Origin of the sequence: Chryseobacterium sp. PvR013, from assembly GCF_017833095.1 — a bacterium.
In the GTDB taxonomy this organism is placed as follows: domain Bacteria; phylum Bacteroidota; class Bacteroidia; order Flavobacteriales; family Weeksellaceae; genus Chryseobacterium; species Chryseobacterium culicis_A.
In genome coordinates, this window is record NZ_JAFIBT010000001.1 from 3,587,443 (window position 1) to 3,603,496 (window position 16,054).

General features: G+C 37.2%; 14 protein-coding genes. 13 read left to right on the plus strand and 1 reads right to left on the minus strand.

Annotation, left to right across the window (positions count from 1 at the left end):
* Positions 1–27: 27 nt before the first annotated feature.
* A complete protein-coding gene (locus tag JOE44_RS16295; protein WP_209786374.1) occupies positions 28–843 on the plus strand; it encodes a T9SS type A sorting domain-containing protein in 816 nt (271 codons plus the stop codon).
* 74 nt (positions 844–917) lie between these two features.
* Positions 918–2,195, plus strand: coding sequence for a DUF6080 domain-containing protein (locus JOE44_RS16300; protein WP_348635059.1), 1,278 nt, complete (start codon positions 918–920; stop codon positions 2,193–2,195).
* A 55-nt stretch (positions 2,196–2,250) separates the two neighbouring features.
* Here the strand turns inward: JOE44_RS16300 and JOE44_RS16305 are convergent, their stop codons facing one another.
* Positions 2,251–2,808, minus strand: a complete 558-nt coding sequence (locus JOE44_RS16305) for an SPOR domain-containing protein (RefSeq protein ID WP_209786375.1) — start codon at positions 2,806–2,808, stop codon at positions 2,251–2,253.
* Between the two features lie 184 nt (positions 2,809–2,992).
* Between JOE44_RS16305 and JOE44_RS16310 the strand changes: the two genes are divergently transcribed.
* The 11 genes from JOE44_RS16310 (at position 2,993) to ribH (ending at position 15,928) form a co-directional block, all read left to right on the plus strand.
* Positions 2,993–4,351 (plus strand): c-type cytochrome, encoded by a 1,359-nt coding sequence (locus JOE44_RS16310; RefSeq protein ID WP_105683096.1) that lies wholly within the window; start codon positions 2,993–2,995, stop codon positions 4,349–4,351.
* A gap of 23 nt (positions 4,352–4,374) precedes the next feature.
* Positions 4,375–7,434 carry a TAT-variant-translocated molybdopterin oxidoreductase gene (locus JOE44_RS16315; RefSeq protein ID WP_209786376.1) on the plus strand — a complete coding sequence of 1,020 codons (3,060 nt, stop codon included), beginning with the start codon at positions 4,375–4,377 and terminating at the stop codon, positions 7,432–7,434.
* Between the two features lie 25 nt (positions 7,435–7,459).
* Positions 7,460–8,857: an NrfD/PsrC family molybdoenzyme membrane anchor subunit gene (gene nrfD / locus JOE44_RS16320; protein WP_047380200.1), complete on the plus strand. Its 1,398-nt coding sequence runs from the start codon at positions 7,460–7,462 to the stop codon at positions 8,855–8,857.
* Complete coding sequence (locus JOE44_RS16325; RefSeq protein ID WP_047376185.1) at positions 8,844–9,365, plus strand: DUF3341 domain-containing protein; 522 nt, start codon at positions 8,844–8,846, stop codon at positions 9,363–9,365. Before nrfD ends, JOE44_RS16325 begins: the two co-directional genes overlap by 14 nt.
* Before the next feature lies 1 nt (position 9,366).
* The gene (locus JOE44_RS16330; RefSeq protein WP_105683094.1) at positions 9,367–10,056 is read left to right on the plus strand and encodes a cytochrome c; all 690 of its coding nucleotides are present in this window, start codon (positions 9,367–9,369) and stop codon (positions 10,054–10,056) included.
* Positions 10,057–10,064: 8 nt separating this feature from the next.
* Entirely contained in the window at positions 10,065–11,396 is a 1,332-nt protein-coding gene (locus JOE44_RS16335; protein ID WP_209786377.1) for a quinol:cytochrome C oxidoreductase, read from the plus strand.
* A gap of 141 nt (positions 11,397–11,537) precedes the next feature.
* Positions 11,538–12,554, plus strand: coding sequence for a hypothetical protein (locus tag JOE44_RS16340; protein WP_209786378.1), 1,017 nt, complete (start codon positions 11,538–11,540; stop codon positions 12,552–12,554).
* A 175-nt stretch (positions 12,555–12,729) separates the two neighbouring features.
* Entirely contained in the window at positions 12,730–13,929 is a 1,200-nt protein-coding gene (locus JOE44_RS16345) for a hypothetical protein (protein ID WP_209786379.1), read from the plus strand.
* 3 nt (positions 13,930–13,932) lie between these two features.
* The gene (locus JOE44_RS16350) at positions 13,933–14,469 is read left to right on the plus strand and encodes an adenine phosphoribosyltransferase (RefSeq protein ID WP_105683091.1); all 537 of its coding nucleotides are present in this window, start codon (positions 13,933–13,935) and stop codon (positions 14,467–14,469) included.
* 229 nt (positions 14,470–14,698) lie between these two features.
* Positions 14,699–15,406 (plus strand): tetratricopeptide repeat protein, encoded by a 708-nt coding sequence (locus JOE44_RS16355; RefSeq protein WP_209786380.1) that lies wholly within the window; start codon positions 14,699–14,701, stop codon positions 15,404–15,406.
* Positions 15,407–15,409: 3 nt separating this feature from the next.
* Positions 15,410–15,928: a 6,7-dimethyl-8-ribityllumazine synthase gene (gene ribH / locus JOE44_RS16360; RefSeq protein ID WP_105683089.1), complete on the plus strand. Its 519-nt coding sequence runs from the start codon at positions 15,410–15,412 to the stop codon at positions 15,926–15,928.
* Positions 15,929–16,054 lie beyond the last annotated feature (126 nt).

The window sequence follows — 16,054 nt, forward strand, 5'->3', positions numbered from 1 at the left end:
TTACTGACAACTTTAAACGTAAACCAAATGAAAACAAAATTACTATTCATTTTCCTAGTCTCTTCTATACTTGGGAATGCACAGATTCTCACAGAGACTTTTCAGGGCACGACATTTCCTCCAACAGGATGGACAACCGGAACAAATGTGGCTTCAAGACCTTGGGGATTTACCACAACCATATTTAATGCAACCGGACAGGCTACATTTAATATCACGGGAGGGAAATCTGCAGGGATCGGATGGATTGCTCAGGCACAAGATGCTCATTTAACAAGTCCTTCTTTCAGTTTAGTAGGAACAACAAGTCCCGTACTTAAGTTCAACGCTAAAATAGGATACGAATACATGGTTGATCCTAATCCTAACGGAGACCTAAAAGTAGAAGTTTCCACAGATGGAGGTACTACATGGACTCAGGTATGGGTGGAAGAAAACTATGGATTATTTGTTGATTATGAAACTCTGGCAATTACTGTGAGCTTGTCTTCATATGCAGGACAGGCAAATGTTAAAGTAAGATTTCATTATGTAGCCAATGATGCAGACAGTCTTTCAATAGATGATGTACAGGTTTTAGCAAGTGCTACATTAGCAACTCAGGAAAACAATGCTAAAGTAAAAGGTATTACGGATATCTATCCAAACCCAACGAGAGGAGAAATCAATATAAAAACAGACAAAAAAATCAAATCTGCTACAGTATTTGATGCAAGTGGAAAATCTCTGCTTAACAACAATTCTGAGAGATTGGATATTTCTTCACTTCCAAAAGGAATCTATCTGTTAAAAGTAGACTTCTTGGATGGAACTTCCAAAACAGAAAAAGTAATCAAACAATAAGAACCTTTATACAAACTTTTAGAACCACCAATTTTGGTGGTTTTTTTATTTTACTTTTGCAAAAAATTTGACACGTGTCTTATATCAAAACAAAAATCATCAATTTTTTTAAATTGGTTTTCCCTTCCACTTATACAGAAATGGCAGTATTCCTGTTTTTCATGATCTGTTACGGAATTCTGGGATCTTATATCGCTCTTCATTACCGGATTATTTTTGACAGCAGAATTCCGTGGGATGCTTACTTCAGTTTTGATAATAAATCGATCCTGATGACAGGAGGAAGCTTTGAAAGACACCCATTATCCTACTATTTTTTTAATTGGGTAAGAGAATTTTCATTATTTATTTCCGGAGGAAAAATGGATGCCAATTTCAGGCTCACCCTGGCATGGCTCAGCAACCTGATCATCACATTGAATATTATTCAGGTTTTCAAATATTTAAAGAACATCATTAGCCTTCCTTTATGGCTAAGCATTGTAATCATTCTGTTCTTTGGAGCTTTTTCAACCAATATTATTTTGTCATTTACTCCAGAGAATTTCACCTATACCCTATTTTTACTCTCACTATACAATCACTATGCAGCTATAAAATTAAGGGAAGAAGAAAAAACTCCTGCTGCAGCATTATCACTTGCAGGGATAACCATCGGAGGACTTACGATTACCAACTTTGTAAAAGTTTTCATTCCTCTTCTTTTTGAGAAAGATCTTTTCAGAAGCTGGAAAAAATTCGGAAATGCAGCATTCAGGGTAATCGTTTCAGTGATCTGCTTTGTGCTTCTTTATTTGAACAGAATTGATTTTAAATACCAGAATATCTTTTCAAAAACAAACCAACAATATGAAAAGTTCTCCAATGTAGAATCCATGCCGACATGGGACATGATTCTTTCCTTCTTTTTCGGAGGTAATATTCTTTTCCCGGGATTTATTATGTCTGACAAACATAATATGAAAGGATTTAATTTCAAAGGACTTTATATGGACCTCTATTCATCACCTTTTCCGTATCTTTTCATAGCCTTATTATTGATACTGATAAGTTGGAGTTATATTAAAAATTTTAAGAATAAATGGGTTCAGGTAATCGCTATTTCGTTTCTGGTTGACATCATGATCCACTGTGTGATGAGGTTTGGGCTTCACACTTCCTATATCTATGGAGGACATTTTGTTTTTGTCTACCCTCTTCTTTTAGGATGGCTCTTTTTTGCCTACAGATCCTCTCCGAAAATCATGGCATTTTTAACATTCACCCTGGTGATATTATTTGCCTATCTGCTGGTTAATAATATATTCAGAATGACTGAATTTTTCTGGTTTATGGAAAACTATTACCGATAAAAAAAGCTGAGAAAAATTTCTCAGCTTTCTGTTTTTATTTTGAAATAAACTACTCCTATTTTGCCTCCGCACAGAAAATTCTATACTGTACTGCTACAGCAGACTTAAAGTATTCTCTGATTCTGGAAAGATCACCGGCAGCACTTTGTTTTGTGAAATAACTTCCGGCTAAAATTTTGTAATTAGGTCTTAAAGACGCATCCGTTTCCACTTTCAGATTAGGGAATCTTTTTCTGAAATACGACTTCACCTCATTAGCCTCTTCATTACTTTTCACCGTTGTAATCTGAATTTTGAAGCCTAAAATTCTAGGATTTTTTCTACAAATCTCCGCATTGGTAAGTTCTCTGCTCGGCACAAAGATCTTAGGAGGTTTTGTATTGATTCCCGTAGAAATTCCACTATCATTGTTGCTAAAATCTTTAGAGGAATTTGTAGGGGCAACTTTCGCACATTTACTTTCAACTCCTTCCAAAGCAGCGTTAATTTTAGAATCCATCGTTATGACAAGCTCCGTTCCCGATAGGGTATCTTTTTTAACAACCTGCTGTGCTTCAATATTATAAAATCCAAATAATGATAATATCGAAAATATTTTGATTAGATTTCTCATTTAAACTTGTTTCCGCAAATTTATACAAATTAAAAAACTATACCAAACTGGTTATTTAGAATCAATACAAATTAAACGTAAATGATATTTTCCCTTTTCGATATACCGTTAAATTCCTGTTAAAAATATTATTTTTGCGGAATTGATTGAATGTTCAATAATTTACTAACATAAGATAATTTAAATGATTAGTTGGAGAAAGCATTATAAAAAAACGTTGATCGCAATAGGCTTATTGCTATCAACCAGTGCTTCATTTTACGGGCAAGACGGCGATCCTAAAAACGGAGAGAAACTTTTCAAAGCGAATTGTACTGCATGTCACGCGCTGGACAAACAAGTTGTAGGACCACCATTAAAAGGGGTTGTAGAACGTGTAAAGACAGAAGGTGGTGTAGACAAAGATTGGCTTCACAAGTGGATCAAAGACAACAAAGCTCTAAGAGCTTCTGGGGATAAATACGCCAATGAGATTTTTGAAAAGTTTAACAAGACTGAAATGCAGGTCTTTCCAAATCTTACAGATAAGGATATTGACGACATTTTAGCTTTCACAACTAATCCTCCCGCTCCGGAGGAGAAAAAGCCGGAAGCAACTCCTGCAACTGACGCTACTGCGGCAGCACCTGCAGACAAAACTACAACAAACGTTGTCATCATTTCACTTTTAGCGATTGCAGGTTTACTGGTTTGGATCTTGGTTAAACTAAGACAATTGGTAACTTTAGGTCAATCCGAAGAATTAGCAGGACTTAATGAAACAAGAGTTCGTTCTTTCAGCGAAATGTATGAGAAGTTCCACTTCATTGGTAAAGGGTTATTGGCAATTCTTGCTATTTTAGCCGCTTACGGAGTATGGAACTGGTTAATGTGGATCGGGGTTTACAAAGGGTACAAACCTGAGCAGCCTATCTACTTCTCTCACAAAATCCACGCTGGAGAACAGAAAATTGACTGTCAGTTATGTCACTCTAGTGCTAAATACGGAAAAGTATCTGAGATCCCTTCTATGAACGTTTGTATGAACTGTCACAGAACAATTTCTGAATACAACGCAGATCACTACATGGAGCCAGGAAAAGACAAGGCATTCTATGACGGAGAAATCCAGAAGATCTACGCTGCAACAGGTTGGGATCCTGCAAAACAACAGTACACAGGAAAAACACAGCCGGTTGAATGGACAAGAATCCACAACATGCCAGATTTCGTTTACTTCAACCACTCTCAGCACGTAATTGCTGGAGAACAAGCGATCATCAATTCTTTCAACAAAAAGAATCCTAACAACAAAATTGATGTTGTATGTAAAGCTTGTCACGGTAAAATTGACACAATGAATGTTGTTCAGATGGCTAACGACTTTACTATGGGATGGTGTATCGAGTGCCACAGAACGACTGAAGTTGATATGAACAACGGTTATAATAAAGAGTACTTCAAAAATCTACATGACAAGTTGAAAAAACAATATCCACAAGATGGAGGTAAGATCACTGTAGATGCAATTGGAGGTCTTGAGTGTGGTAAATGTCATTATTAATAACTAAAAAATTAGAAGTATAAATGGCTTCAAACAAAATACAATTCAGAAGTATTCATGAACTTAAAGATCCAGCTTTGAATAATAAGCTGGCTCAGAAAGAGTTTCAGGAAGAAATTCCGGTAGAAGATTTCCTTGGAGATGCTGAGACAAACGGATCAAGTACTTCAAGAAGAGATTTCCTTAAATTACTAGGATTCTCTACAGCAGCAGTAACATTAGCTGCCTGCGAAGCTCCGGTAATCAAAACGATTCCTTATGTGGTAAAGCCGCATGATATTATTCCGGGAATCCCTAACTATTACGCTTCAACATATTTTGATGGTTTCGATTTCGCTAGTGTTTTAGTAAAAACTAGAGAAGGTAGACCCATTAAAATTGAACCAAACCCGGCTGGTGGTGATTTAGGTAAAACTAATGCAAGAGCTCAGGCAAGTGTACTTTCTCTTTATGATAACGATAAAGTAAAACAGCCTAAACTAGACGGTAAAGACGAAACTTTCGATAAAGTAGACAGTTTTGTGATCAAAGGTTTAGAAGAAGCTAAAGCGTCAGGCAAAAAGATTGTGGTTTTATCACACTCTTTTGCTTCGCCAACTTTCAAAAAGCTATTCGCTGAATTCAAAGCTAAATATCCTACAGCTGAACTGGTAACCTTCGATGCATATCCTTATGCTGCAGGACTAGATGCTGCTCAGGAAGTATTCGGACAAAGAGCATTACCTGTTTATGACCTTAATGGTTCTGAATTGGTAGTTTCTTTCCAGGCTGATTTCTTAGGAGATTATAATGCATCCAGCTTAGAGTCTTCTTATGCAGCAGCTAGAAAACCAAGTGCAACCATGTTGAGACACATCCAAGTGGAATCTAACATGTCATTAACGGGTGCTAACGCTGACTCAAGATACAGATTAAAGCCAAGTGCAGTAAACAAAACATTAGTTGAAGTTTATAACGCAATCGTAGGTGGTGGTACTTCTGATAAGACTGCTACTGAAATTGCAAACGAATTGAAAGCAAAAGGAAGCAAAGCTGTTGTTTTTGCTGACGGTTCTAAAGGAGCACAGGTTTTAGCACACTTAATCAACCAAAAATTAGGTTCAGTAGCTTTCACTGGTAAAGCAAACTTCCTAAAAGAATTCAACGGTGCAAGATATCAGGAATTCCTAGGTTGGGTAAATGGTGGACAAGTTGGTGTATTAGTTACCAACAATGTAGATCCTATCTATGCTCATCCAAAAGGAGAAGACTTCAAAAAGTCTTTATCAAAAGTTCCTTATGTAATTGCTGTTGCTGATAAGAAAAATGAAATGTACAAAGCAGCGAAAGCTGTAATTCCGGTTGCTAACTGGTTAGAGTCTTGGGGAGATATCGAACCACAGACAGGAGTATATTCATTAATGCAGCCAACGATCCAGAAGATCTACAAATCAAGACAGATTGAAGAATCTCTATTGGTTTGGAAAAATGGTAAAAATAATGCAGCAAACAACTACTACGATTATTTAAAGGCAAGCTCTGCTTCTCTTTTAGGTGGTACTTCTTTCAACAAAGCATTATATAACGGGATCAATGCTTCTACCAATTCAACAACATTATCTTACGTTGGTGGAAACGCGGCTCAGGCTGTTGCTGAATTAGGAAACTTCAAAGCTTCCGAATTAGAATTAGTATTATACACTACGACTTCAATGGGAGACGGAACTCAGGCAAACAACCCTTGGTTACAAGAGTTACCTGATCCAATCACTAGAATGTCTTGGGATAACTACTTGACAATTTCTCCAAAAGATGCAGAAAAGTTTGCGATCGATAACGACCTTAACGCGAGAATGCAGTTAGATGGTTCTATCGTAAACCTTACGGTAAACGGAGTTACAATAAAAGATGTTCCTGTATTCGTACAGCCAGGTCAAGCAGAAGGATCAGTAGGTCTTGCGCTTGGTTATGGTAAGAAAAACTCAGGAGCAACTGCTGATACAGGGGTAAATGCTTATCCTTTATTCGATGGTTCAAACCTTGTTCTTTCCGGAGTTAAAATCGAGAAGACAGGAGAAGATCACGAATTCGCAGGTATCCAGCTTCAAAATACATTAATGGGTCGTTACGAAATCGCGAAGGAAGTTCCTTTAGCTGAATTCATCAACGTACCATTTGATGACGAGCACAAAGGATGGAACAAGCCTTTGGAATACCACACAATCAGTGGAGCTCTTCCAGCAAGAAAAATTGACCTTTGGGATGCATTTGATGATACTGATGGTCCTCACTTCAACTTATCTATTGACTTGAACTCTTGTACAGGTTGTGGAGCATGTATTATTGCTTGCCAGGCTGAGAACAACGTTCCTGTAGTAGGTAAAGAAGAGGTAAGAATGTCTAGAGATATGTATTGGTTAAGAATTGACCGTTACTATTCTTCAAGACAAAAAGTAGAAGTATACGAAGGATTGAAAGAAGGAATGGCTGTACCAGAATTGTACGGTACTGCTTTCGGAGACGGAGGTGCATTAAACCACCCTGCAGATAATCCGGATGTAATCTTCCAACCTGTAATGTGTCAGCACTGTAACCACGCTCCATGTGAAACGGTATGTCCGGTAGCGGCTACTTCACACGGTAAGCAAGGTCAAAACCATATGGCTTACAACAGATGTATCGGTACAAGATATTGTGCAAACAACTGTCCGTACAAAGTAAGACGTTTCAACTGGTTTACTTATAACCTAAATGAAAAGTTCGATTTCAACATGAACAATGATTTAGGAAGAATGGTACTTAACCCAGACGTAGTTGTAAGAACTAGAGGGGTAATGGAGAAATGTTCAATGTGTATCCAAATGACTCAGAATACTATTCTTGAGGCTAAGAAAGAGGGAAGAAGAGTGAAGGATGGAGAATTCCAGACTGCTTGTTCTAAAGCTTGTTCTACTGGAGCAATGACATTTGGAGACATGAATGATAAAGATTCTTCTATTAGAAAGGTATATGCCTCTAACAGAAGATATTATTTACTAGAGGAGATCGGAACAAAACCAAACGTGTTCTATCATACTAAAGTAAGAAACAGAGTAGAAAAATAAAGTTTAAATAATAAATAGGTAAAAAATGTCAGGACATTACGAAGCTCCGATAAGGGAACCTCTAATTATTGGTCACAAAACTTATCACGATATTACAGAAGATATCGCACGACCTATCGAAGAAAGAGCAGGTAAATTATGGTGGATCTCATTATATGCTGCACTAGTTCTATTCCTCTATGGATTCGGCTGTATCGCTTACACTATCGGGACAGGTATTGGAGCATGGGGGCTTAACAGAACTATTAACTGGGGTTGGGATATTACCAACTTCGTATGGTGGGTAGGTATCGGTCACGCCGGGACCCTAATCTCCGCAGTATTATTATTATTTAGACAGAGATGGAGAATGTCTGTAAACAGATCTGCAGAGGCGATGACGATCTTTGCGGTTGTACAGGCAGCAATCTTCCCTGTAATCCACATGGGTAGAGTTTGGGTTGGATACTGGGTATTCCCTTTACCAAACCAGTTCGGTTCTCTTTGGGGGAACTTTAACTCTCCTCTACTTTGGGACGTATTTGCGATCTCGACGTATTTCTCAGTATCAACTGTATTCTGGTTCATGGGACTTATCCCTGACTTTGCAATGATCAGAGATAGAGCTAAAACTCCTTGGACTAAGAAAATTTATACATTCCTTGCATTCGGTTGGGGTGGTAAAGCAAAACACTGGCAAAGATTCGAAGAACTTTCTTTGGTTCTTGCAGGTTTGGCTACTCCACTTGTATTCTCAGTACACACAACCGTATCTTTTGACTTCGCAACTTCAGTTATTAAAGGATGGCACTCAACAATCTATCCTCCTTACTTCGTTGCTGGGGCGATCTTCTCAGGATTTGCAATGGTACAGACACTATTGTTAATTGCAAGAAAAGTGTGTCACTTAGAAGAATATATTACAATGTATCATATTGAAATTATGAACATCGTAATCGTTCTTACAGGGGGTATGGTAACTGTAGCTTATGCTACTGAATATTTCATCGGATGGTACTCAGGATCTAGATTTGAAGATTTCACATATCTTTCTCCAGGTGCTGCTGTAGGACCTTACTGGTGGGCATTCTGGTCATTGATCATCTGTAACCTTGTGGTTCCTGCTTCTTTCTGGTTCAAAAGACTTAGAACGAACATTATCTGGACATTCATTGTTGCATTAATCATTAACATCGGTATGTGGTTTGAGCGTTTTGATATCATCGTTATCAACCTTTCAAGAGACTACTTACCAGGATCATGGACAATGTTTAAGCCAACGATCATTGATGTGGGTGTATATTTAGGAACTATCGGATTCTTCTCTGTATTATTCTTATTGTACGCAAGAACATTCCCTGTAATTGCACAGGCTGAATTAAAATCGATTTTGAAAATCTCAGGTGAAACTTATAAAGCAAAAGAAGGAGATGAGCACCACTAAAATTGTATACGGACTTTATGCTGACGACGACGATTTAATGAACGGCGTTAAAGCATTCAACGATAAAGGAATCGCGATAAACGAAGTATATACTCCGTTTCCGGTTCACGGACTAGACAAGGCTTTAGGGTTAAAGAAAACAAGAATTTCTGATGCCGCATTCTTATATGCTCTTTACGGTGTTACTATCGGTGCTACTGTAACTTGGTATGTGATGAATCATGACTGGCCGCAGAATATCGGTGGTAAACCAGCTTTCGACTGGGCACACAACATGCCGGCATTCGTAGTTCCAATGTTCGAATTAATGGTATTCTGTGCTGCTCACATGATGTCTTTAACTTTCTTGGTTAGAAACAAAATGTATCCGGGAGCTCCAGCTCAGAACCCAGACCCGAGAACTACTGATGATAAATTCATGATGGAATTTGTAACTGAAGATGTAGAATCTGTAAAACAGTTGCTTATTGAAACTGGAGTTGAAGAAATAACTGTTAAAGACGCTTAAAATGAAAAAGAATGTATTAAAAATTACAGCAGTTTTAGGTTTAACAACAGTTTTACTTAACTCTTGCGGACCAAAGGAGAATACTCCGCTGGTATATTTCCCGGACATGTATTTTCCGGTAGCTTATGATCCATTGATGAAAGCTCAGGATGCTTATTCAGATCATGAAAATGAAATTCCTGCTTTTGTTAAAAATAGTGGTGCAACAGGTCTTTCTCCAGTAGAAGGATCAGTTGCTCAAAATAAAGATGGCGTTTTTGAAGAAAGCTTATTACCTAAAAATGTTGACGAGTACAACGCCGGGTATGAAGCTTCTAAAAAACTTACAGTATCTCCTCTAAACCCGGCTAATGCAGCTAAGGATATTGAAAGAGGAAAAATATTGTTTGATCACACTTGTGCGGCATGTCACGGAACAGGAGGTGATGGACAAGGACCTATCGTACAAAGTGGGGCATTCTCCGGAGTACCCAACTATGCAGACAGAGAAATTACTGTAGGATCTGTTCATTATGTATTAACAAACGGTAGAAATGCAATGGGATCTTATGCGGGACAACTGAACGCAGGAGACAGATGGAGAGTGGCATTGTATGTGATGAGTGCTTTCAAAAAAGGAGCAGCAGCACCGGCAGCAGCTACAGCGGCGGCACCAGCAACAACTGAAACGACTACCGAAACTAAAAAATAAGAAAAGAAATGTATAGTTTTTCACCAAAATTAAAATCAACTTCTATAATACTTCTTGTTGTAGGTTTAGTTCTTTTCGGTATTGGTTTCTTTTTGAACAAAGGAATTTCTACTGAGAAAATAGAACAAATGATGGAAGCTGTTCATGCTTCAGGTCATAATGCTCCTACACACTCAAGTGAAATGGTGGGACCACAGGATCACGCAGCTCATTTAGAGCATGCTGAGCTTCAGGTTCACAACCAGCCATTAGCATCGCTGCATTTTGTAGCTGTCTTTTTCTTTGGAGTAAGTTGCGCTGTACTGTTCTTCTACTGTATTCAGCACGCAGCTCACGCAGGATGGCCTATTATCATCACAAGAGTAATGGAGGCTATTGCTTCTTATATTCCTTACGGTGGTGCAATCCTGATTATCCTGATGATCTTAAACATCACTCATAATGGCCATTTATTCCATTGGATGGACCCTGAATTGACAAATCCAGAGTCTGCTCATTTTGACGTGATCCTATTTGAAAAGAAAAGATTCTTAAATATTCCTTTCTATGCAATCAGAACGTTCATCTATGTACTAGGTGCTTCTTTCTTCGCTTGGAAACTGAAAGCTCAGTCTAAAAAAGTAGACGAGACAAAATCAAAAGTAGAATATCAATTCCTTTACAGATGGGCAGTAGGATATATCGTATTCTTCGGATTTGCTTCTGCAGCTTGGGCTTGGGACTGGTTGATGTCTATTGACCCTCACTGGTACTCTACAATGTATATCTGGTATTCAATGGTTAGCTGCCTATCAAGTGGTATTGCTGTCATCATCTTATTAAGTGTTTATCTTAAGAAAAATGGTTTCTTACCACAGTTCAATGACAACCACTTACACGATTTAGGAGTTTTCCTTTTCGCTACAAGTATGCTTTGGACATATACATGGTTCGCTCAGTTCATGCTTTACTGGTATGCAAACGTTCCGGAAGAGGTTAATTACTTCTTCGGTAGATTCCAGCACTATGGTACTACGTTTTTACCAATGCTGATTGTTAACTTCTTATTACCACTATTGGTATTAGTAAGCAGCAGCATCAAGAGAAACTACAAAGTAGTTACCACAATGGCAGTAGTAGTGATCTTAGGACACCTTTTAGATTACTTCAACATGGTAATGCCAGGAACGGTAGGACCATACTGGAACACTCCTGAAGTATTCTTGTTAATCCTGGGAGCAGTTCTATTCGTAGCAGGATTATTTATGTTTACTGTTCTTTCAGCTTTATCTAAACTGAAGTTGATTCCTACAGGAAACCCATTCTTACACGAATCTGAAATTTATGAGTATCCTTTCTAAGGACTTGTAACAAAATAAAAATATAAAAGACTGATTGGTAAAACGATCAGTCTTTTTTTTATGTATATCTAGCAACAGGCAACCATTCTGTTCGTTATGCGTCTCTATAATGAGATCAACAACCAAAAACAAAATCTTATTATGAAAACAAAACTTTTCATTTACTCCTTCTTTCTGTTTCTCTATAGTTTTATTCAGGCTCAGACAATCACGTTCGTTTCTGAAAAAAGTAATAATCCTCTTCCCAGAGTTTCTGTGTTTGGAAAAGATGGGGCTATTCTCGCATATTCGGATATTGAAGGCAAGATCGACAAACAATCTCTGTCACCTTCCCAGGAAAAGTTTCAGCTTGTTTATAATAATTTTCCGGTGGCCACCCTATCCTATTCCGACTTTGATCAATCTGTGATAAAAATCAATGATCAGGTAAAGGAAATTGAAACGGTAGTGATCAAAAATAATAAGCCCGCCAAATACATTTTCATCAAAGGAAACTTTAATGCTTATGTAACGGTAAACAATAAGCTGAATAGCTATGCAGACGGAATTGTAACCTACATTTTTGATAATAAAACAAAAAAACTGAAAAGCACGAATGTAGAACAGTACAGAGTTTTCAGACTGACAGAGTCTAAAAATGAGAAAAAGGAAACTTCAAAATGGGACTATAGCAATTCTCTGGAGCTGCCCAAACTTAAAAATGTTGGAAATCCGGAAGAATATAAAACAAAAAGAAATACCATTAAAGAGGTGAAGGGTGAATACAAAGACCAAATAGAGGTGACTGGTGCTGCCCTTCAGGATAAAGAATTTTCATTCTTTGGATACAGATTTTACGATATAAAAACAATTTTAAACATGTCTTTTGAAAAAGGATCAGAAAAGACCCTTAAGGATTTCCTGGAATATAATGAACTTGTTTTTGTAAAACTGAAACATAAAAGTGAACCCAATTACAATCAGATAACACTTTATACCAACTTTTATCCTACAGAACTTAATTTTAGCAATGACAATGATATTGAGAAAGTGAAATTCGATAAAGACAACAGCAATTATAAAACATCTTACTGGCAGGATTCATCATTTCCCAATATGCAGACTATTTTTAGCAATTTTTTCAAAGGTGATCTAAAAGAACAAGCCAATAAAAAATAATAGAAACTCTGTTCAGCACTACTTTCCATGTTTTAAATATTCCGATTGAATTCTAAAATTAAAAGAACAGCATACATTTTCGGAAAAGAATAATAATTCAGCAAAAAACATAAAGTAAAAAATAAAATCCAGTATTAATAAAGGTTTTATTAAATTTGCAACAAACCAAATAAAAATGAAAAAGTTTTCTTTTCTACTTGTTTTCAGTCTGTTGCTTTTTACAGCATGTAAGAAAGATCATGTAGATGCTACGAATACTAAAACACTGCAGTCAAGTATCAATGATATGACTTCCAGTTTACCTACCATTAAGCAGATTAAGTTTAATGAAGCTCTTTATATCCTTAAAACATTTGGAGTAGAGGCAGATGGTGATATCAATGAATTAAAAGCTCTTGGAAAACTGATTAACGGGAAAAAAGTTCCTGAAATCATGTCTCTGGCTGACGAAGTTGCACAGAAAAACGGAATAGAATGGGCAAGTACTGCTCCACCATCACTTGGAGAAATGAATATCTTCGGAGATGATAAAGCCAAAGAAAGCGATCCTAATGATGTAAAAGCAGGGTCATTAAGCCTTGTAACAAGACCTACAGGAGATGACGGAACCGGAGCGCCTACGGCAATTCAGATTGTTCCAAGACTTGTAGATACAGCCGGAAATCCTGTATCTTTCACGGGAGCTGGTCTGGAAGCCACTCTTGAAGTGTTCAGTAACGGGGTAAGACTGGCTACTGCCAAAAACCTGATGCAGGATAATAACTTTAAAGGATTCAATTTAAAATTCTCCTCTATTCCGGCAGCAAAAGTAATAGACAATAAAATTGATATCACGGTTTCTGTAAAAACAACGGCTAAGACTTTCAAAATGTCTAAAATCGGTCTTGATGTAAATGCAGCAGCATTAAAAGTTCCTACAGTTCCTAAAACTGATTCAACCGCTGTTCCTGAACAACCAAGTGCTGTAATTGATCCAAACAATCCAACAGCTACTCCTGGTGCAACAACTGATCCTGCAACAGCTACTCCGGCAGCTCCGGCAGCGCCAAAGCAACCGACAGCAGACCCTAAAAATACCGTAAGCAAATTTTTGAACAGTGTAAGTTCTCAGAATTTAAAAGCAGCATACGAAACAGCAAGCAATCCAAGCTGGGGAAGTTATGAATCCTTTTCAAACCCTACTTCAGGTTTTGGATCGGTAAAAAACGTAAGTGTAAAGAATATTACTACCAGCGGTGCTAATGCAAACAGTGCCAGCGTAAACGCTACTTATGACGTAACGGATAAAAGCGGTAAGACGACTTCTTTAAAAGTAACTTTCGGGCTTAAAAATGTAAATGGAGACTGGAAAATTTCCAGCTATAAAATCAATTAATAAATGGCTTCAGCAGAACTGATCAAGAAACTAGAAGAAACAATTGAAAATATCCCCGATTTTCCTATTCCGGGAATACAGTTTAAGGATATTTCACCCATCTTTTTAGACCCAAAACTTTATGAAGATGTTATTGCTGATCTTGCAGCCTTCAGTAAAGGAAAAATAGATGCAGTATGCGGAATTGAAAGCCGTGGTTACCTCTTCGGAATCGCTATCGCTGTGGCATTGGAAGTTCCATTCATCTTAATTAGAAAAGCCGGAAAACTTCCTCCTCCCATCATTTCAGAAAAATATGATCTGGAATATGGAAGTGCTATTATTGAAACCCGTGAAGGACAGATAAAACCTGGACAAAGAGTTTTAATTCACGATGATCTTTTAGCAACAGGAGGCACTACAGAAGCAGCAGCTAAACTAGTAGAAAAGCAGGGAGCAATTGTTTCACAGTTTAGTTTCCTTATAGGCTTAGAAGGCTTAAACGGTGATGAAAAACTGAAAAAATTCGGTGCTGAAATCTACCATATTTTAGGATATTAAGATATAATATATATGCTTCGACAGGCTCAGCATGACAACGCTAATAATTTACTGTGAGATGAGAACAAGTAGTATTAGAAGGGTCACGCTAAGCTCAGTCGAAGCATCTTTTTTTAATAAATTCATCACTCACGATTAACAATTCACAAAATTTCATCAATAATACTCACAAAGTATTTTGTAAATCTCTCAGAAACAATTAAATTTGCATTTCAATTTTTAAAAACTTATGGCAAAATTGGGAAAGAGTGCTCAGAACGAGCAAGAAGGTAAAGAAACAGTTGAGTTCTTTAAAGACCTTGACAGAGAAGCTTTAAACACTGAAAGATTCGTTGAAAAATATTCAAAACCTCTTGGTTTGGTATTTGGAGTATTGATTTTAGGGGTTTTAGGATTCTTTGCTTATAAGCAATTCGTAGTTGCTCCAAAGAACACTGAAGCTGTAAAAAGTTTCCTTGCTGCTCAAAAAAACCTTGCAGAAGGCAAAGATAAAGATGCTCTAGGTGGAAAATCTGCAGCTAACCCTGGTTTTATAGGTACAGCTAATGAATATTCTTCTACTGAAATCGGTAAACTTTCTTCTTACAATGCCGGTTTATTAAAATTCAAAGAAGGAAAGTTCCAGGAAGCTTATGATCTTTTAGATAAATTCTCTTCCAAAAACAAAACTTTGATGGCAATGAAGTACGGAGCTATGGCAGATGCTAAATCAGGTCTTAACAAAAATGATGAGGCTTTAGGTTTGCTAGACCAGGCTGCAACAGCATCTGATGATCCTTATACAACCTATTATTTCACAAGAAAAGCAGGGATTGTTGCTTTAGGACTAAAGAAAAATACAGAAGCTAAAAAGTACTTCTCAGCAATTGACGAGAAATATCAGGACTACGACAACGGAATGTCTGATTCTTATATCGAAATGACTAAATATTATTAAAAAATGGCAACAGTTAATCTTTCCGATTACAAGCCACTTCATATAACTAATGCCGAAGATTTTTCTATCGGCATTGTTTTTTCTGAGTGGAATGATTTTGTAACCTACAATCTTCGTGATGCAGCTTTGGAAATTCTTGAAAAAGAAGGGGTAAAACCTGAAAACATCAAACTTTTCCCTGTTCCCGGAGCTTTTGAATTAAGCTATGCGAGTATGCAGCTTTGCAAAGAGAGAAAATATGACGCAATAATCTCTATAGGATGTGTAATCCGTGGGGAAACGCCTCATTTTGATTATGTATGTTCTGCTGTAGCACAGGGAATTAAAGATTGTAATATCATGACGGATACTCCTACAATTTTCTGTGTATTAACAGATGATACAAAGGAACAGTCTATTGCAAGAAGCGGCGGTGACCTTGGGAATAAAGGTGTAGAAGCAGCCGTAACAGCTCTTAGAATGATTGATTTCAAAAAGAATTTATCCGATAAGAAAGGGAATATTGGTTTCGGTCACTCTTAACCGCTTATTCACTTTGACTATATAATGGGACTATTTTTGGATAGTCCTTTTTTATTAGGATAAAATTAATTCATAAATCTTATTAATAAAAAGGATGTTTTTCTTTTTTTCCATCAAAAGTTCTCC